This is a genomic window from Hydrogenophaga sp. 2FB (genome assembly GCF_005503365.1).
Lineage (GTDB): Bacteria > Pseudomonadota > Gammaproteobacteria > Burkholderiales > Burkholderiaceae_C > Hydrogenophaga.
In genome coordinates this window covers 1-16,676 of record NZ_SCML01000051.1, presented here as the reverse complement: position 1 = coordinate 16,676, position 16,676 = coordinate 1, and the positions used below count along the sequence as shown (strand labels likewise).

17 protein-coding genes are annotated in these 16,676 nt (G+C 66.4%); 12 read left to right on the top strand and 5 right to left on the bottom strand.

Features of this window, described 5'->3' with window-relative positions:
* Positions 1 to 40: 40 nt before the first annotated feature.
* Complete coding sequence (locus FFS09_RS23775) at positions 41 to 652, bottom strand: YqiA/YcfP family alpha/beta fold hydrolase (protein WP_137921422.1); 612 nt, start codon at positions 650 to 652, stop codon at positions 41 to 43.
* 22 nt (positions 653 to 674) lie between these two features.
* Between FFS09_RS23775 and rodA the strand changes: the two genes are divergently transcribed.
* The 4 genes from rodA to FFS09_RS23755 all read left to right on the top strand — a co-directional run bounded on the left by rodA (position 675) and on the right by FFS09_RS23755 (position 5,070).
* Positions 675 to 1,832: a rod shape-determining protein RodA gene (gene rodA / locus FFS09_RS23770; RefSeq protein WP_137921421.1), complete on the top strand. Its 1,158-nt coding sequence runs from the start codon at positions 675 to 677 to the stop codon at positions 1,830 to 1,832.
* 46 nt (positions 1,833 to 1,878) lie between these two features.
* A complete protein-coding gene (gene tldD, locus FFS09_RS23765; protein WP_137921420.1) occupies positions 1,879 to 3,339 on the top strand; it encodes a metalloprotease TldD in 1,461 nt (486 codons plus the stop codon).
* 203 nt (positions 3,340 to 3,542) lie between these two features.
* Positions 3,543 to 4,667, top strand: a complete 1,125-nt coding sequence (locus tag FFS09_RS23760; RefSeq protein WP_137921419.1) for a 3-deoxy-7-phosphoheptulonate synthase — start codon at positions 3,543 to 3,545, stop codon at positions 4,665 to 4,667.
* Between the two features lie 82 nt (positions 4,668 to 4,749).
* Positions 4,750 to 5,070 carry a hypothetical protein gene (locus FFS09_RS23755; RefSeq protein ID WP_137921418.1) on the top strand — a complete coding sequence of 107 codons (321 nt, stop codon included), beginning with the start codon at positions 4,750 to 4,752 and terminating at the stop codon, positions 5,068 to 5,070.
* On the opposite strand, the gene mpl is transcribed toward FFS09_RS23755, so the two are convergent.
* Genes mpl through FFS09_RS23735 form a run of 4 tightly spaced genes read right to left on the bottom strand, consistent with a single transcriptional unit; the run spans position 5,067 to position 9,262 of the window.
* Positions 5,067 to 6,452, bottom strand: coding sequence for a UDP-N-acetylmuramate:L-alanyl-gamma-D-glutamyl-meso-diaminopimelate ligase (gene mpl, locus FFS09_RS23750; RefSeq protein ID WP_137921417.1), 1,386 nt, complete (start codon positions 6,450 to 6,452; stop codon positions 5,067 to 5,069). The two genes, FFS09_RS23755 and mpl, sit on opposite strands and share 4 nt — an antisense overlap.
* Before the next feature lie 35 nt (positions 6,453 to 6,487).
* Positions 6,488 to 7,477: a Bug family tripartite tricarboxylate transporter substrate binding protein gene (locus FFS09_RS23745; RefSeq protein WP_137921416.1), complete on the bottom strand. Its 990-nt coding sequence runs from the start codon at positions 7,475 to 7,477 to the stop codon at positions 6,488 to 6,490.
* 4 nt (positions 7,478 to 7,481) lie between these two features.
* Positions 7,482 to 8,210 carry a DUF4286 family protein gene (locus FFS09_RS23740; RefSeq protein WP_137921415.1) on the bottom strand — a complete coding sequence of 243 codons (729 nt, stop codon included), beginning with the start codon at positions 8,208 to 8,210 and terminating at the stop codon, positions 7,482 to 7,484.
* Positions 8,207 to 9,262, bottom strand: coding sequence for a zinc-dependent alcohol dehydrogenase (locus tag FFS09_RS23735; RefSeq protein WP_137921414.1), 1,056 nt, complete (start codon positions 9,260 to 9,262; stop codon positions 8,207 to 8,209). The genes FFS09_RS23740 and FFS09_RS23735 overlap by 4 nt, the downstream gene beginning before the upstream one ends.
* 112 nt (positions 9,263 to 9,374) lie before the next feature.
* On the opposite strand from FFS09_RS23735, the gene FFS09_RS23730 reads away from it, so the two are divergent.
* From FFS09_RS23730 to FFS09_RS23695, 8 genes are all read left to right on the top strand, one after another.
* A complete protein-coding gene (locus FFS09_RS23730; protein WP_137921413.1) occupies positions 9,375 to 10,301 on the top strand; it encodes a LysR substrate-binding domain-containing protein in 927 nt (308 codons plus the stop codon).
* Between the two features lie 72 nt (positions 10,302 to 10,373).
* Complete coding sequence (locus FFS09_RS23725; protein ID WP_137921412.1) at positions 10,374 to 10,982, top strand: hypothetical protein; 609 nt, start codon at positions 10,374 to 10,376, stop codon at positions 10,980 to 10,982.
* On the top strand, positions 10,979 to 11,506 hold the full coding sequence (locus FFS09_RS23720) for a TlpA family protein disulfide reductase (RefSeq protein WP_137921411.1): 528 nt from the start codon (positions 10,979 to 10,981) through the stop codon (positions 11,504 to 11,506). Before FFS09_RS23725 ends, FFS09_RS23720 begins: the two co-directional genes overlap by 4 nt.
* A 239-nt stretch (positions 11,507 to 11,745) precedes the next feature.
* On the top strand, positions 11,746 to 12,213 hold the full coding sequence (gene accB, locus FFS09_RS23715; RefSeq protein WP_137921410.1) for an acetyl-CoA carboxylase biotin carboxyl carrier protein: 468 nt from the start codon (positions 11,746 to 11,748) through the stop codon (positions 12,211 to 12,213).
* Positions 12,214 to 12,232: 19 nt separating this feature from the next.
* Positions 12,233 to 13,582, top strand: coding sequence for an acetyl-CoA carboxylase biotin carboxylase subunit (accC, locus tag FFS09_RS23710; RefSeq protein ID WP_137921409.1), 1,350 nt, complete (start codon positions 12,233 to 12,235; stop codon positions 13,580 to 13,582).
* Entirely contained in the window at positions 13,572 to 14,501 is a 930-nt protein-coding gene (prmA, locus tag FFS09_RS23705) for a 50S ribosomal protein L11 methyltransferase (RefSeq protein ID WP_252374498.1), read from the top strand. The genes accC and prmA overlap by 11 nt, the downstream gene beginning before the upstream one ends.
* 31 nt (positions 14,502 to 14,532) lie before the next feature.
* Positions 14,533 to 15,645 carry a DUF3426 domain-containing protein gene (locus tag FFS09_RS23700; RefSeq protein ID WP_137921408.1) on the top strand — a complete coding sequence of 371 codons (1,113 nt, stop codon included), beginning with the start codon at positions 14,533 to 14,535 and terminating at the stop codon, positions 15,643 to 15,645.
* A 15-nt stretch (positions 15,646 to 15,660) separates the two neighbouring features.
* The gene (locus FFS09_RS23695; RefSeq protein WP_137921407.1) at positions 15,661 to 16,554 is read left to right on the top strand and encodes a carbohydrate kinase family protein; all 894 of its coding nucleotides are present in this window, start codon (positions 15,661 to 15,663) and stop codon (positions 16,552 to 16,554) included.
* The last annotated feature ends 122 nt before the right edge of the window (positions 16,555 to 16,676 follow it).

Genomic DNA, 16,676 nt, shown 5'->3' with positions numbered 1-16,676 from the left:
GGCCGGATTGTCCCATGGGGCGCGGACAGCACCGCGGCGGTCAAAGCCCCAGAAATCGGAAGACGTCGTCGATGTGCGCGTCGAAATCGCTGATGGCGTGGTCGCTGCCGTCGAGCAGGCGCGTCGTGCCACCGGCGCAGAAGGCTTGCATCTCGCGCCAGTCCAGCACCTCGTCACCTTTGGACACAATCGCGAATTGTTTTTCGGGCGTGGCAGGGTGCAAGGGCGCCAGGCGGGCCATGTCCGCCTCCTGTGCCCGCAGTTCGTCCACAAAGACCGGCTCGAAGACAAAACGTTCCTGCGGATCGTGCCACGCGGTCTGCTCGCCGATGTAACTGGCCAGGCCGCGCGCGGGGAACGGGGCGGGGTTGAGCAGGACCGCTCGGCAGCCGGTCTGCAGCGACAGCCAGCGCGCATAAAACCCACCCAGCGAAGAACCCACCACCGCCATGGTGTCGCGCGGCCAGCTCTGAATGCCGCGGGTCACCAGGTCCATGGCCTCGCGCGGCGAGGGCGGCAACTGCGGGCACCACCAGACCACACCAGGGTGTTGCGTGCGCATGCGCTCGGCGACCTTCTGCGCCTTCATCGATTGCGGCGACGAGCGAAAACCGTGCAGGTACAGGAGATGGGTGGTGGCGATGGTGGACATGGGCGAAGGATAATCCGGCCCCATGGCCGCCACTTTCGACAAACCCACCCCGCTGCAGCGCATCGCCCCGATCTTCCAGGGCTTTGACGGGTGGTTGCTGTTTGCCATTCTGCTGATGGCGGGCGCGGGCCTGATCACCATGTACTCGGTGGGGTTCGACCATGGCACGCGCTTCTCCGCCCACAGCCGCAACATGATGCTGGCGGTGGGCCTGATGTTCCTCGTGTCGCAGGTGCCGCCGCAGCGCCTGATGTCGCTGGCGCTGCCCCTGTACGCGGTCGGCGTGATGCTGCTGCTGGGCGTGGAGTTCTTCGGCATCATGCGCAAGGGATCGCAGCGCTGGCTTGACGTGGGCGTCACCGTGATCCAGCCCAGCGAACTCATGAAGATCGCCATGCCGCTCATGCTGTCGTGGTGGTTCCACCGGCGCGAAGGCCAGCTCAAGCCACTGGATTTCGTGGTGGCCGGGTTCCTGCTGGTGATTCCGGTGGCGTTGATCATCAAGCAGCCCGATCTGGGCACCTCGCTGCTGGTGCTGTCGTCGGGTCTTTTCGTGATCTTCTTTGCCGGCCTCAGCTGGAAGCTCATCCTGCCACCGCTGGTGATTGGCGCGGTGGCGGTGGTCACCCTGATCGCACTGGAGTCGCAGATGTGCGCGCCCGGGGTGGACTGGAAAATCCTGCACGAGTACCAGCGCCAGCGCGTGTGCACCTTGCTCGACCCGTCCAAGGACCCGCTGGGCAAGGGCTTTCACATCATCCAGGGCATGATCGCCATCGGCTCGGGCGGCGTGTGGGGCAAGGGCTTCATGCAGGGCACGCAGACGCATCTGGAGTTCATTCCCGAGCGCACCACCGACTTCATCTACGCCGCGTTCTCCGAGGAATTCGGCCTGGTGGGCGTGCTGTGCCTCATGGGTGGTTTCATCTTCCTGATCGTGCGCGGCCTGTTGATCGCGGTCGAGGCGCCGACGCAGTTCGCGCGCCTGCTGGCCGGCGCGGTCACGCTCAACGTGTTCGTCTACGCCTTCGTCAACATGGGCATGGTCAGTGGCATCCTGCCGGTGGTGGGCGTGCCCTTGCCGTTCGTGAGCTACGGCGGCACCGCCATGGTGACGCTGGGGGTGGGCCTGGGCATTCTGATGTCGGTGGCCAAGTCCAAGCGCCTCATGCAGTCCTAGAGACCCTGAGGGTGGCGTGCGGGGCCAGGGTTCTTACAATGCCTTGATGATTTCACGCGAACCCACCCTGGCCCGTCTGGCCACCGCCCAAAGCCTGTTGCTCGAACCCTTCGGCCTGAGTCCGACCCACTTGCAGCGTGCGCTCGGCGAGATCATGTCGCACGGCGTGGACGATGCCGACCTGTATTTCCAGACCACGCGCAGCGAGGGCTGGAGCCTGGAAGAGGGCATCGTCAAGACCGGCAGCTTCAGCATCGACCAGGGCGTGGGCGTGCGCGCGGTCAGCGGCGAAAAAACCGCGTTTGCCTATTCCGATGACCTGTCCTGGGAGTCCCTGATCGACGCCGCGCACACCGTGCGCTCGATCTCGGCACAAGGTCAGGGCCGCAAGGTGCGCGTGCCGGCGGTGAAAGTGTCGAAATCGCGCTCGCTGTACCCGGGCGTGGACCCGATCGCCACGCTCGACAGCACCGCCAAGGTGGCGCTGCTGGAAAAAGTGGAGCGCCTGGCCAAGGCCAAGGACCCGCGCGTGAAGCAGGTCATGGCCGGTCTGGCCGCCGAACACGATGTGGTGCTGGTGGCGCGCGCCGACGGCACGCTGGCGGCCGACGTGCGCCCGCTGATCCGCCTGTCGGTCACCGTGATCGCCGAACAGTCGGGCCGGCGCGAAGCCGGTTCGTCGGGCGGTGGTGGCCGCTTCGGCCTGGCCTACTTTGACGATGACATGGTGCAGTCCTACGTGGACGAGGCCGTGTCCTACGCCCTGACCAACCTCGAAGCCCGACCCGCACCCGCCGGTGAGATGGTGGTGGTGCTGGGCGCGGGCTGGCCCGGCATCCTGCTGCACGAAGCGGTGGGCCACGGCCTGGAAGGCGACTTCAACCGCAAGGGTTCGAGCGCGTTCGCCGGTCGCATCGGCCAGCGCGTGGCCGCCAAGGGCGTGACCGTGCTGGACGACGGCACCATTGCCGACCGCCGTGGCTCGCTCAACATCGACGACGAAGGCCACACTTCGCAGAAGAACGTGCTGATCGAAGACGGCATCCTGCGCGGCTACATCCAGGATTCGATGAACGCACGCCTGATGGGTGTGAAGGCCACGGGCAACGGCCGGCGCGAGAGCTACGCCCACGTGCCCATGCCGCGCATGACCAACACCTACATGCTCGGCGGCGACAAGGCGCCCGAAGAGATCGTGGCCAGCATCAAGAAGGGCCTGTACGCCACCAACTTCGGCGGTGGCCAGGTCGACATCACCAGCGGCAAGTTCGTGTTCTCCGCCAGCCAGGCCTACTGGGTCGAGAACGGCCAGATCCAGTACCCCGTGAAGGGCGCGACGCTGGTGGGCAACGGCCCTGACGCTCTGACCCGCGTGAGCATGATCGGCAACGACATGAAGCTCGACAGCGGCGTGGGCACCTGCGGCAAGGAAGGCCAGAGCGTGCCGGTGGGCGTGGGCCAGCCCACACTGCGCATCGACGGCCTGACCGTCGGTGGAACCGCTTGAAGTTGCCTGTGCTACATTCCGATCCCATGTCTTCGCGCTTCGCCTTTTTTGCCTTTTATTTTTGGTTCTCAGTCCCCGGCGGACGAGAGGCGAGGCTGTAAGCGCATCACCGAATCTCGACAAAACCGCCGGAGCCTCAAGCCCGGCGGTTTTTTTTCGCCCCTTCACTTTTCCCCGACTCAACCCCACTCAGGAGCCTCGTGATGACCGCAAAAAATGTCCCCGCCAGCAGCGACGCCTGGCATGCCCGTCCTGTCGACAAAACCAGCCGGACCGACGACGAACGCATCAAGGACATCACCGTGTTGCCCCCTCCTGAACACCTGATCCGCTTCTTCCCCATTGGCGGCACGCCGGTGGAAGCGCTGATCACCCAGACCCGCCAGCGCATTCACAACATCCTGCACGGGCAGGACGACCGGTTGCTGGTCGTGATCGGGCCGTGCTCGATCCACGACCCGGCCGCGGCAGTCGACTACGCGCGCCGCCTCAAGCCCTTGCGCGAGAAGTACGCCGACACGCTGGAGATCGTGATGCGCGTGTACTTCGAGAAGCCGCGCACCACGGTGGGCTGGAAGGGGCTGATCAACGACCCCTACCTCGACGAGAGCTTCCGCATCGACGAGGGTCTGCGCATCGCGCGCCAGTTGCTGATCGAGATCAACCGCCTCGGCCTGCCCGCGGGCAGCGAGTTCCTCGACGTGATCTCGCCGCAATACATCGGCGACCTCATCGCCTGGGGCGCGATCGGCGCGCGCACCACCGAGAGCCAGGTGCACCGCGAACTGGCCTCCGGTTTGTCGGCCCCGATCGGCTTCAAGAACGGCACCGATGGCAACATCAAGATCGCGACCGATGCGATCCAGGCCGCTTCGCGTGGCCACCACTTCCTGTCGGTGCACAAGAACGGGCAGGTCGCGATCGTGCAGACCAACGGCAACAAGGACTGCCACGTGATCCTGCGCGGTGGCAAGGCGCCCAACTACGACGCGGCGAGCGTGGCCGCGTCGGTGAAGGAACTCGAAGCGGCCAAGCTGGCGCCGCGCCTGATGGTGGATTGCAGCCACGCCAACAGCAGCAAACAGCATGAGAAACAGCTCGACGTGGCGCGCGACATCGCGGGGCAGATCGTCGGCGGCTCGCGCAGCGTCTTCGGCGTGATGATCGAGAGCCACATCGAAGCCGGCGCGCAGAAGTTCACACCGGGCAAGGACAACGTGGATGCACTCAAGTACGGCCAGAGCATCACCGATGCCTGCCTGGGCTGGGACGACTCGTTGCAGGCGCTGGAAGTGCTGTCGCAAGCGGTGAAGACCGCCCGCTGCTGAACAGGGTCAAGGGCTTTCAGGGCTGGATCGCGCGCGGCGCGCGGTCCACAATGGGGCGAACGACCGATCAGGAGAAACGCACATGCGCAGCCACGTTTCCGTGAGTTGGGGCGACCCCGCCACTTACCGCTTCGACCTGGAGGAGGTGCAGCCCATGCCGCACGACCAGGCCCGCCACTGGCTCGATGAGCAGTTCACGGCGCTGGGTTGCGAGCCGATCCGCCCGACCGGCAAGGTGCTGACGGCCGACAAGATCCTGCGCGTGGCGGAGGCCGCAGGCGAAGGCCACTTTCAGGACGCGGCGCACCGCGAATGGGCCATGGCCTTTGCGCGCGCCGCGAGCGCGGCGCTGGCCAAGCCGGTGGTGTCGGTCGACGTGCCGAACCACTCGCTGAACTACTAGGGCGCCAGGGCCTTGAGCAGGCGGTCATGCACACCGCCAAAGCCGCCATTGCTCATGCAGACGATGTGGTCGCCGGCTTGCGCCGCTGCCGTCACCTGCGCCACGACTTCGTCGATGTTGCGTCCCACCTGTGCCCGCGCGCCCATGGGCGTCAGCGCTTCGGCGGCGTCCCAGTCGAGCCCGCCGCTGTGGCAGAACGCGAGGTCCGCGGCTTCCAGGCTCCAGGGCAACTGCGACTTCATCGTGCCCAGCTTCATGGTGTTGCTGCGCGGCTCGAACACCGCCAGGATGCGCCCGCGTGGGCTGCCGAGCTTGCGCGCCAGGCCGTCGAGCGTGGTGCGGATGGCGGTGGGGTGGTGCGCGAAATCGTCGTAGACGGTGATCGCTCCGCCTTTGCGCTCGACCGTGCCGCGCACCTCCATGCGGCGGCGCACATTCTCGAACGTGCCCAGTGCCCGCGCGGCATCGGCGGGCGACACGCCCACGTGTTCGGCGGCGGCGATCGCCGCCAACCCGTTGAGTTGGTTGTGCACGCCGGTGAGCGCCCACTCCACGCGGCCGACGATGTTGCCTTGGTGCAGCACGTCAAAAGCGTGCGGCTCGCCGCGCGCGGTGAAGTCGCTTACTGCGGCGCCGAAGCTGCGCAGCTCGCTCCACAAACCTTTGTGCAGCACGCGCTCCAGGCTGTCTTCCAGCCCGTTAACGACCACGCGCCCGTTGCCGGGCACGGTGCGAATCAGGTGGTGGAACTGCCGCTCGATTGCCGTCAGGTCGTCGAAGATGTCGGCGTGGTCGAACTCGAGGTTGTTCAGGATCGCGGTGCGCGGCCGGTAGTGCACGAACTTGCTGCGCTTGTCGAAGAACGCCGTGTCGTACTCGTCCGCTTCGATGGTGAACAGGTTGCCCGCGCCCAAACGCGCCGATACGCCGAAGTTCAAGGGCACACCGCCGATGAGGAAGCCGGGATTCAACCCGTTGGCTTCCAGGATCCAGGTCAACATGCCGGTGGTGGTGGTCTTGCCGTGGGTGCCGGCGACGGCCAGCACATGGCGGCCTTGCAGCACGTGTTCGGCCAGCCACTGCGGGCCGCTGGTGTAGGGCGCGCCGCTGTCCATGATGGCTTCCATCAGCGGAAACTTCGGCGTGCCATCGGCGGCGCGTGCGCGGCTGACCACGTTGCCGATCACGAACATGTCCGGCTTCAAGGTCAGTTGGTCGGCGCCGAAACCTTCGATGAGATCGATGCCGAGCGCGCGCAACTGGTCGCTCATGGGGGGGTAAACGCCGGCATCGCAGCCGGTCACGCGGTGGCCGGCTTCGCGGGCGAGGGCGGCCAGACCGCCCATGAAAGTGCCGCAGATGCCCAGGATGTGAATGTGCATGCGGCGATTCTAGGTGGGCCGCCAGGCCCACCGCTTCAGTCGATCTTGATCTTGTTGCGCGTGATGATGTCGCGGTACACGGCGGTGTCGCTGGCGATGCGCGCCTTCAGGCTCTTGGCGCTCGGGTCGTCGACGCGCCATCCCTGAACGAGCAGCTTCTGCTGCATGTCGCGCGAGAGCAGGATCTTGCTCAATTCGCTGCTCAGCCGCGCCTGGTGGGCCGCGGGCATGGTGGCCGGCGCCATCACCGCGTTCCAGACCTCGATGTTGAGCCCCTTCACGCCGATGTCTTCCATCGCCGGCAGCGTGGGCGCCAGCGGCGTGCGCTTGGCCGAGGTTACGGCAATCGCGTCGAGCTTGCCGGCCTGCACCAGCGGCGAGACGGTGGAGGCGGGCAGCAGCGTCATCTGGATGTGGCCGCCCACGATGCCGTTGAGGATGGCCGGGCCGCCATTGAAGGGCACGTGCAGCGGGTTGATGCCGAGCGCCTGCTTGAGCAGTTCCATGCCGAGATGGCCGCCCGAACCTGCACCGACCGATCCATAGGTCTGCTTGTCGCCGTCGGCGCGCAGTTGGGCGATGGTCTGTGCGGGCGTGTGCTCGGTGGGGGATTTGGCCGTCACCCAGACCAGGGGTGCCGCGCCGATGAGCGCGATGGGCGCGAAGTCGGTGCTGGGGTCGTAGGGCAGCTTGGCGTACAGGAACTTGGAGCTGGTGAGCGGACCATTGCCGATCACACCGATGGTGTGGCCGTCGGTGGCCTTGGCGATCATGTCGGCGCCGATGTTGCTGCTCGCACCCGGGCGGTTTTCCACCACCACGGGTTGTCCCAATGCGCGCGAGAGCGGCTCGGCCAGCAGCCGCGCCTGCACGTCGGGCGACGAGCCTGCGGGATAGCCCACGACCATGCGGATGGGCCTGCTGGGCCACGCGTCGTCGGCCCATGTGGAAGTGGAAAAACCGGTCGCCGCGAAGGCGAGGGCGGTGGCGGCCAGTGCGAACCGGCGTCGGTTGGTGAAACTCATGTTGTCATCCTCTGGTGTAGTGATGGAAAAGGGTGGTGTGGGGCGGCAGGCGCTCGGAGCGTGGCGCGAGCGGCGAGGGGTTGCGCACGGTGGATTGCAATTCAAAGTGCTGCGGCATTCCCCTGCCGGTCGCCAGGGGCGCGAGAAAGGTGTTCAGCGCGGCGCACACCGTTTCAAGGTCCGACGCATCGAAGTGCTGGAGCATGGCGGTGTGCTCGGCGCCTTCGCCGCCCACACCGTCCGATGCGTGGTTGGGCTTCCAGTAGGCCTCCGTCGGTGGCGCCCAGCCCCATTCCGCGTGAACCAGGCGGCCATGCAGCACCTGTTCGGCCAGCCAGCCGTTGAGGCGTGCGGGCAGATCGTTGGCGTTCGAGCGCCAGCGCAGCGTGGCCAGATGCGGCGCACGGCTGAGGCCGTGAACGCCCGCTTGCAGGCACGGCAGGCGGTAGAAGTCACTCAGCGTGGCGCGCATGCGCGCCGACCACGGCGTGGGGTTCGTGAAGACGTCGCGGTACAGCGGTGAGTCGAGCGCGTCCAGCGAGGCCAGCCGGTAGAGGGTGAAGTAGCTGCGCGCCGGGTCGGTGGAGCGGTAGCGCTCGGCTTCCAGAAAACCGGGCAAGGCGGTGCGCTCGGGCACGTGCTCGAAGGTGTGCCAGTGCTCGTATTCGGCGCGTGCGTCTTCGCTGGAGACGCCATTCCACAGCGCCAGGAAGGCGGCTTGGTCCACGTTCACGCCAAGGTCTCCGCAGCGGCGTCGGGCACCACCATGACCTTGGTGGCGGTCTTGTTGTTGGCCAGCGCAAAACCCTCGAGTGCGCGCGACAAGGGCACCGTGTGCGTGACCATGTGCGCCAGCAAGGCCTGGTTGTGTTCCATGAACGCGACCACCTTGGGCCAGGCTGCCTCGGGCGCGCGGTAGGAGCCACGGATTTCGTGGTGTTTGCGGACCAGGGCTGCCAGGTCGATGGCCACGGGGGCCGAGTGGATGCCGGTGATCACGAGCACGCCGCGGGGTTTCAACACTTGCAGGGCCAGCTGAATGACGGCGGAGACACCGGTGGCTTCGATCACCGCGTCGAACGGGCGGGGGCTGGCGGCTTTCGCCAACGCCTCGGCCATGGGCGTCTCGGCGAAATCGAGCAGCTGGTCGAACCCCAGCGTTCTCAGGATCTGCAGGCGCGGTGCATCGCCGTGACCCGCCACGACGACCTCTGCCGCACCGGCCTCGCGCGCAAACAAGGCAATGCCCTGGCCGATGTTGCCCGGGCCCAGCACCAGCACGCGGTCACCCGGCTGAACGCCAGCCGCGCGCACCGCTTCCCAGCTCACCGACAGCGGCTCGGCGAGCGCCGCGATCCTGGCGTCCACCCCGTCGGGAATCGGGATGCAGTTGCGCGCTGGCACCCGCACGAAGTCGGCGAACGCGCCATCGCGCGAGACGCCAATGCCCTTGCGCGTGACGCAATCGTCGGGTCGGCCCGCGGTGCATGCGGCACACACACCGCACACCACAGAAGGCCTGACGGTGACGAGTTGACCCAGCTCCAGGCCTTGCACCGCGCCACCCAGCGCCGATACCACGCCGCTGAATTCGTGGCCGATGGTCACGGGCAGGGCGGCGGTCATGAAGTGGTAGCTCGGCGTCCACTTGTTGATGTGCAGGTCGGTGCCGCACACGCCGGTGGCCTTGACTTGCACCAGCACCTCATCGGCGCCCGGGACGGGCAGCGGCGCGTCGTGCAGTTCAAGACCGCTGTCGGGACGAACTTTTCTCAGGGATTTCATGGAATGGATGGATGGCGTGTGGGGTGCGAATGCCCGCAGTCTGGTTTCTGGCTTGATATACGTCAAATACTCATTTAGTCTCGCACCCATATTTACTGAGTATGCTCATCCCATGGAGCTCCGACACCTGCGCTATTTCGTGACCGTGGCCGAACTGGGCAGCATCAGCCGCGCGGCGGCGAAGCTGCACATCGCCCAGCCGCCCTTGTCGGCGCAAATCCGGCAACTGGAAGAAGAGGTGGGTGCGCAGTTGCTGATCCGGTTTGCGCGCGGCGTGCGGCTGACGCCCGCGGGGAGTTCGTTTCTGGAAGACGCCCGGGCCATCCTGGCGCGGGCGGAACAGGCCACGCTGCGGGCGCGCGAGTTTCAGTCCGGCAAACGCAGCACCTTGCGGGTCGGCTTGATGCCTTCGGCCACGCAGTCCTTGCTGCCTGGATTGATCCGGCGCTTCGACGCCTCCAACATGACCGTGCGCCTCGAAGGCCGGGAGCTGGTGCCGTCGGCCCGGCAACTGCAGGCCTTGCGCAATGCCGAGCTGGATTTCGGCTTCATCCGGCCCGGCAGCGGCGTGGGCCAGGGCGAATGGGTCTGCGCCATCGACGACCCTTACTGCGTGGCCGTGCCCGAGCGCCATCCGCTGGCCAGGTCCCGCAAGCCGCTGTCGGTGAGCGCCCTGGAGCCCGAGCCACTCGTGGCCTTCTCCCGCTATGCCGAGAGCGACTTCTTCGACCAGACCGCGTCCCTGTGCGAAGCCGCCGGGTTCAAGCCCGACGTGCGGCACACGGCCACCCAGTTCATGAGCGTGCTGGCGATGGTGAGCAGTGGACTCGGTGTGGCCATCGTGCCCGCATCCTGCGCGATCCTCGCGCCCAAGGGCGTGGTGATGCGACTGCTCACCGACGTCGACCGCCAGAGCCAGCTGGTCCTCATTGCCAACAAGGCCTTGTTGCAGGACGCATGGGGGCAATCGGTGCTGCAGATCGCCGAAGAGGAGTTGCGGGCGCTCGAGACGTTGGTGCGCACCAACTCGCGCCGTTGAGGGGCACCACACACTTGTGGGTATGGGCGTGGCGGGTCATGGGCCGCTCCTTCAGCGGGCACAATCCACCGCATGGACCCGAGCCAAAACGAGATCACCCAGGAGATTGCCGCGGTCGCCGCCCGTCTGGTGGTCGACGAGGGCCTGGAATACGCCGCCGCCAAGCGCCGCGCCGTCAAACAACTGGGCCTGCCCGCCCGCACCCCTTTGCCCGACAACACTGTGCTCGACGCCGCCGTGCGCGAGGACATCGCGGTGTTCTGCCCCGACACCCAGGCCACCGAGCTGCTGGCCCTGCGCGAACTGGCGCTGGTCTGGATGGACCGGCTGCAGGCCTTTCGCCCGCACGTGGGCGGCGCGGTCTGGCATGGCATTGCCACCCGGCACAGCGATATCTATATGCAACTCTTTTGTGACGACCCCAAGGCGCCCGAATGGACGCTGCTTGACCACCGCGTGGAATACCACCCCGGCACCGTGAACGGCTGGCGCGGCGAACCCGTGGAAGCACTGACGCTGCGCGTGCGCTGCGAGGCCCTGGCGCAGTGGGTGCTGGTGCATTTGATGGTCCACGACCACGACGACCTGCGCGGCGCGCTGAAGCCCGACCCGCAAGGCCGCAAGCCCCGCGGCGATGCGGCGGCGCTGCGCCGGTTGATGGCGGGTGAGGTGTCGGCATGAAGCTGCAACGCAGAACCCTCTGGATGGCCGGCATGGCGGTGGTGGCCGGTGGCGCCGGGGCCTTGTTTTCGGCGCGGCGTTTGCAGTTGCAGCCGGTGATGAGCGAGGCCGAAGCCGCGTTCTGGACCGGCACTTTCGATGGCCCGAATGGCGAAGCCGTGCGCATGGCCGACTTCCGGGGTCGGCCGCTGCTGGTGAATTTCTGGGCCACGTGGTGTCCGCCGTGCGTGGAAGAGCTGCCCATGCTCAACGCGTTCCACCAGGCCCACAAAGACCGGGGCTGGCAGGTGCTGGGCCTGGCGGTGGACCAACCCAGCGCGGTGCGCCGCTTCATGGAGAAGCTGCCGCTGAACTTCCCGGTGGGCATGGCGGGCCTTGCGGGCACGGAGCTCAGCCGCAGTCTGGGCAACCCGACCGGCGCGCTGCCGTACAGCGTGGTGTTCGGTGGCGATGGTGCCTTGCGGCACCGAAAGATCGGCAAGGTGTCCGAGGACGATCTGGCGCAGTGGGCCTTGTTGGGATAACGTCGGCATCGCCTTCCGTCAATCCACCGGAAAACGCAGACAAAAAGGGGTAAATTCCCCCTTCTTTCAAAAACTTGCCAACGTCCGTCTTGCCACGGACTGCTGCCTGGCACCGCTCCAGGCGGCTCGGCGACGGGCGCGATCGTGTACACTGCGGCACCCCGGCGGGTTGATGCCACTACATTTCGATGAAGTTGGATGCTTTTAGATCAACTTGACCGATTTTCGTTGGAGAAATCATGGATCTAAGAAAACTAAAGACACTGATCGACCTCGTGTCCGAGTCGAACGTGTCCGAACTCGAAATCACCGAAGCCGAGGGCAAGGTGCGCATTGTGAAGAGCGCGCCCGTGGTGGCTGCCGCCCCCGTGACCTACAGCATGACGCCGGCACAGATGGTGCCCCAGGCCGCTGCGCCGACGGCGGAAGCGGCCCCACCCCCAGCGGTGGCCGCAGCGCCTGCCGCGCCGGCGGGCCACACGGTGAAGTCGCCCATGGTCGGCACCTTCTACCGCGCATCCAGCCCGGGTGCCAAGGCCTTTGTCGAGGTGGGTGACACCATCAAGGAAGGCGAGACCATCTGCATCGTCGAGGCGATGAAGATCCTCAACGAAATCGAGGCCGACAAGTCGGGCACCGTGACCCAGATTCTGGTCGAGAACGGCCAGGCGGTGGAATACGGCCAGCCCATGTTCGTGATCGAATAAAAAAGAAGGCCCCGAGCCCATGTTCAAGAAAATCCTGATTGCCAACCGGGGGGAGATCGCGCTGCGTGTTCAGCGCGCCTGCCGGGAAATGGGCATCAAGGCGGTGATGGTGTATTCCGAGGCCGACCGCGACGCCAAGTACGTGCGTCTGGCCGACGAAGCGGTTTGCATCGGCCCGGCATCGAGCACGCACAGCTACCTCAACATGCCGGCCATCATCTCGGCCGCCGAGGTGACCGACGCCGAGGCCATCCACCCTGGCTATGGCTTCCTGTCGGAAAACGCCGACTTCGCCGAGCGCGTCGAAAAGAGCGGCTTCACCTTCATCGGCCCCACACCGGATTCGATCCGAATGATGGGCGACAAGGTCTCGGCCAAGCAGGCCATGATCCGCGCGGGCGTGCCCTGCGTGCCGGGCTCCGAAGGCGCGTTGCCCGATGACCCGGTGGTGATCAAGCGCACCGCCAAGGCCGTGGGCTACCCCGTGATCATCAAGGCCGCTGGCGGCGGCGGCGGGCGCGGCATGCGCGTGGTGCACACCGAAGCGGCCCTGCTGCACGCGGTGCAGACCACCAAGGCAGAAGCCGGCGCGGCCTTCGGCAATCCCGAGGTCTACATGGAGAAGTTTCTCCAGAACCCGCGCCACATCGAGATCCAGATCCTGGCCGACCAGCACCGCAACGCGGTGTACCTGGGCGAGCGCGACTGCTCCATGCAGCGCCGCCACCAGAAGGTGATCGAAGAAGCCCCGGCGCCGGGCATTCCGCGCCGCCTGATCGAGAAGATCGGTGAACGTTGCGCGGCCGCCTGCAAGAAGATCGGCTACCGTGGCGCAGGCACCTTCGAGTTCCTGTTCGAAAACGGCGAGTTCTATTTCATCGAAATGAACACCCGCGTGCAGGTGGAGCACCCGGTGACGGAGGCGATCACCGGCATCGACATCGTGCGCACCCAGATCGCGGTGGCCGCAGGCGAAAAGCTCCCGTTCACGCAGCGCCAGATCCAGTTGCGCGGGCATGCGATCGAGTGCCGCGTCAACGCCGAAGACGCCTACAAGTTCACCCCATCACCCGGCCGCGTCACGACCTGGCACATGCCGGGTGGGCCCGGTGTGCGGGTCGACTCGCACGTCTACGCCAACTACTTCGTGCCGCCCAACTACGACTCGATGATCGGCAAGATCATCGTGCACGGCGACACGCGCGAACAGGCCTTGGCGCGCATGCGCACGGCGCTGGCGGAGACGGTGATCGAAGGCATCAAGACCAACGTGCCGCTGCACCGCGAGCTGATGGTGGACGCGAGCTTCGTCGCCGGTGGCACCAACATCCACTACCTGGAAGAGTGGCTGTCTCAACGTGAACGCTGAAGCCTCCTTGCTGACCCAGCCACCGGCTGGGTCTCTTTTTGAGCTGGTGCTGCTGGTGCCCGAGGCCGCGGTGGACGACGTTGGCGACGCGCTGGTGGCCCTCGATGCGCTCAGCGTGTCGGTGGAAGACGCCGACGCCATGACCGACGCCGAGACGGCGCTGTTCGGCGAGCCCGGCATGCCGCCGCCCAAGGAAGGTTGGCAGCGCTCGCGCGTCGTGGCGCTGTTTCCTTCCGACGAGGCCGCGCGCGAAGCGGCACATCTGCTCTCGGCGCAGGACTTCTTCGCCGGTTGCGTGGTGCAGGGCGTGCGCGCCGTGCCCGACCAGGACTGGGTGCGCCTGACGCAATCGCAGTTCGAACCGGTCGAGATCACACCGAGTTTCTGGATCGTGCCGACCTGGCACGAACCGCCCGGGGCCGCGCAGCAGGTGATCCGACTGGATCCCGGCCTGGCTTTCGGCACCGGCACGCATCCGACCACCCGCATGTGCTTGCGCTGGACCGCGCAGCACGGTCCGGTCGGGCCGCGCGTGCTCGACTACGGTTGCGGCTCCGGCATCCTCGCCATTGGCGCGGCCAAGTTCGGTGCGCGCGAGATCATCGCGGTGGACATCGACCCGGCGGCGGTGGAGTCGACCCGGCTCAATGCCGAAGCCAACCACGCCACGCTGTCGGCCGGCCTGCCCGATCTGGCGCGCGGCGAGCACGACCTGGTGCTCGCCAACATCCTGGCCACGCCGCTGAAAGTGCTCGCGCCGCTGCTCTGCGCGCACGTGCGCTCGGGCGGCCAACTGGTGCTCGCCGGCATTCTGGCGCGCCAGGCCGAAGAGTTGAAAGAAGCCTACGCGCCGTGGGTGGCGTTGCAGGTCAGCGACGAAGAAGACGGCTGGATCCTGATGACCGCCGTCAAGGCCTGAGGTCTCGCGCAGCGCCCGCGATAATCGGCGCATGAGTTTCACCACCCGTTGCCCTGCCTGCGGAACGATGTTCAAGGTCGTTGCCGACCAATTGAAAATCTCCGAGGGCTGGGTGCGTTGTGGTCATTGCGCGGACGTGTTCGATGCCACGCTGTACCTGCAGCCCTGGACCGCGCCCGACGCCGAGAACGACACGCCCGAGGACATGGCCGAGGCCGTGCCCGAACCAATGCCCCCGCTGGCATCGCCACCCGACGCGCAGGATGTGGTTCTGGCTGCCTTGCCGGATGACGCGACCGCTGCGGTTGAGGTTGAGGTTGAAGACGTGCCCGAGCGCCAAAGCCTCGAAGACGAGCGGACGCTGGAAACGCTGCCGCCTCCGCAGAACCTGAAAGACGCGGAGCCTGACGAGGTCGAGTCGGATTTTCACGGCGAGCTGGAGCGCTTTGCCGCCGGGCTGGGCCGCTTGAGCACGGCCCACAGCGCGAACATCAGTGCCAGCTCGAGCGTTGAAGCGGCGCCAGCCGCCAGCCCCACGGCCGCCATCCCCGAAGCACCCGCGCCCCGCGAGCTGGATCACGAGGTGGAAGACGCGGCGAACAGCGAACAGGACGAGTCCGTCGCCGAACCGGGCTTTGTGCGGCAGGCACGCCGACGGGCGTTCTGGCGCACGCCGAGCGTGCGGATCGCGCTCTCGCTGGTGGCGTTGGTGCTGGCCGCGTTGCTGGCTGGGCAATGGGCGGTGCAGGAGCGCGATCGCCTGGCAGCCTCGCGGCCCGAATTGCAGCCTCTGTTGCAACAGGCCTGCGCGCACCTGGGCTGCACCCTGGCGCCCGTGCGCCGCATCGATGCGATCGTCATCGACAGCACCTCGCTGGTGAACCGGCTCGGCAACTTCTACTCGTTCGACCTCGTGCTCAAGAACACCGCGTCCATCGCATTGGCGGTGCCCGCGCTCGAACTCAGCATCACCGACATCGGTGGCGGCGTGATGTCGCGCCGCGTCTTCCTGCCTGCCGAGTGGCCCGATGCGCCGGCCGTGTTGCCCGCGCTCGGGTCGGTCACGTTGAATTTTCGACTGTCCCTGGCGGTGAACGAAGCGACGCCCATGGCGGGCTACCATGCCCTGGTTTTTTATCCCTGACGACGGAAACTTTTCATGCCCATTCTTGTTTGTGGTTCGCTCGCCTTCGACACCATCATGACCTTCGAGGGTCGCTTTGCCGAGCAGATACTGCCCAGTCAACTGCACATCCTCAACGTGTCGTTTCTCGTGCCCGGCTTGCGCCGCGAGTACGGTGGCTGCGCCGGCAACATCGCCTACGGTCTGCGCCAACTCGGCGCGCAAGCGGTGCCGCTGGCCATGCTCGGCAACGACGATGGCCAGGAGTACCTCGATCGCATGCGCGCGCTCGGCGTGGACGTCAGCCACGTGTCGACCACCACCGAGAGCTACACCGCGCAGGCCATGATCATGACCGACCGCGACAACAACCAGATCACCGCGTTCCACCCGGGCGCGATGTCGATGGCGCACGACAACCCGGTGCCCCAGCGCAAGGACATTGCCGTGGCCATCATCTCGCCGGATGGCCGCGACGCCATGCTCACGCACGCGCGCCAGTTGCACGATGCCGGTGTGCCCTTCGTGTTCGATCCGGGCCAGGGTTTGCCCATGTTCAACGGCGAGGAACTGCGCCAGTTCATCGCGCTGGCCAGTTGGGTCACGCTCAACGACTACGAAGCCCAGATGTTGTGCGAACGCACCGGCCTCACGCTGGACGAGATCGCCGCGCAGGTGCGTGGCCTCATCGTCACGCTGGGCGCGCAAGGCTGTGACGTGTGGGACGGACCCGCAAAGAAGGAGCACGTCGCCGGCGTGGCTGCCACCGAAGTGGTGGACCCGACGGGCTGTGGAGACGCCTTCCGCGCCGCGCTGCTGCACGGCCTGGAGCAAGGCTGGCCGCTGCGCCGTTGTGCCGAACTGGGCAACCGCATCGGTGCGGTGAAGATCGCCAGCCGTGGTGGCCAGAACTACACGATGACGCTCTGAAATAAAAAAGGTTCATCGGAGATTTCCGGGGACTGAAGATCGTCGCCCTCCTATGCTGAAGTCTGCAATGACAGGCCGTTGGGAGGTGGCATGCTGGATCGCAAGACACTGCAGGCACTGGG

Excerpts from the sequence above, each read along its gene's own strand:
- FFS09_RS23775 (WP_137921422.1), bottom strand. The coding sequence starts at position 652 with ATGTCCACCATCGCCACCACCCATCTCCTGTACCTGCACGGTTTTCGC.
- rodA (WP_137921421.1), top strand. The coding sequence starts at position 675 with ATGGCCGCCACTTTCGACAAACCCACCCCGCTGCAGCGCATCGCCCCG.
- tldD (WP_137921420.1), top strand. The coding sequence starts at position 1,879 with ATGATTTCACGCGAACCCACCCTGGCCCGTCTGGCCACCGCCCAAAGC.
- FFS09_RS23760 (WP_137921419.1), top strand. The coding sequence starts at position 3,543 with ATGACCGCAAAAAATGTCCCCGCCAGCAGCGACGCCTGGCATGCCCGT.
- FFS09_RS23755 (WP_137921418.1), top strand. The coding sequence starts at position 4,750 with ATGCGCAGCCACGTTTCCGTGAGTTGGGGCGACCCCGCCACTTACCGC.
- mpl (WP_137921417.1), bottom strand. The coding sequence starts at position 6,452 with ATGCACATTCACATCCTGGGCATCTGCGGCACTTTCATGGGCGGTCTG.
- FFS09_RS23745 (WP_137921416.1), bottom strand. The coding sequence starts at position 7,477 with ATGAGTTTCACCAACCGACGCCGGTTCGCACTGGCCGCCACCGCCCTC.
- FFS09_RS23735 (WP_137921414.1), bottom strand. The coding sequence starts at position 9,262 with ATGAAATCCCTGAGAAAAGTTCGTCCCGACAGCGGTCTTGAACTGCAC.
- FFS09_RS23730 (WP_137921413.1), top strand. The coding sequence starts at position 9,375 with ATGGAGCTCCGACACCTGCGCTATTTCGTGACCGTGGCCGAACTGGGC.
- FFS09_RS23725 (WP_137921412.1), top strand. The coding sequence starts at position 10,374 with ATGGACCCGAGCCAAAACGAGATCACCCAGGAGATTGCCGCGGTCGCC.
- FFS09_RS23720 (WP_137921411.1), top strand. The coding sequence starts at position 10,979 with ATGAAGCTGCAACGCAGAACCCTCTGGATGGCCGGCATGGCGGTGGTG.
- accB (WP_137921410.1), top strand. The coding sequence starts at position 11,746 with ATGGATCTAAGAAAACTAAAGACACTGATCGACCTCGTGTCCGAGTCG.
- accC (WP_137921409.1), top strand. The coding sequence starts at position 12,233 with ATGTTCAAGAAAATCCTGATTGCCAACCGGGGGGAGATCGCGCTGCGT.
- FFS09_RS23700 (WP_137921408.1), top strand. The coding sequence starts at position 14,533 with ATGAGTTTCACCACCCGTTGCCCTGCCTGCGGAACGATGTTCAAGGTC.
- FFS09_RS23695 (WP_137921407.1), top strand. The coding sequence starts at position 15,661 with ATGCCCATTCTTGTTTGTGGTTCGCTCGCCTTCGACACCATCATGACC.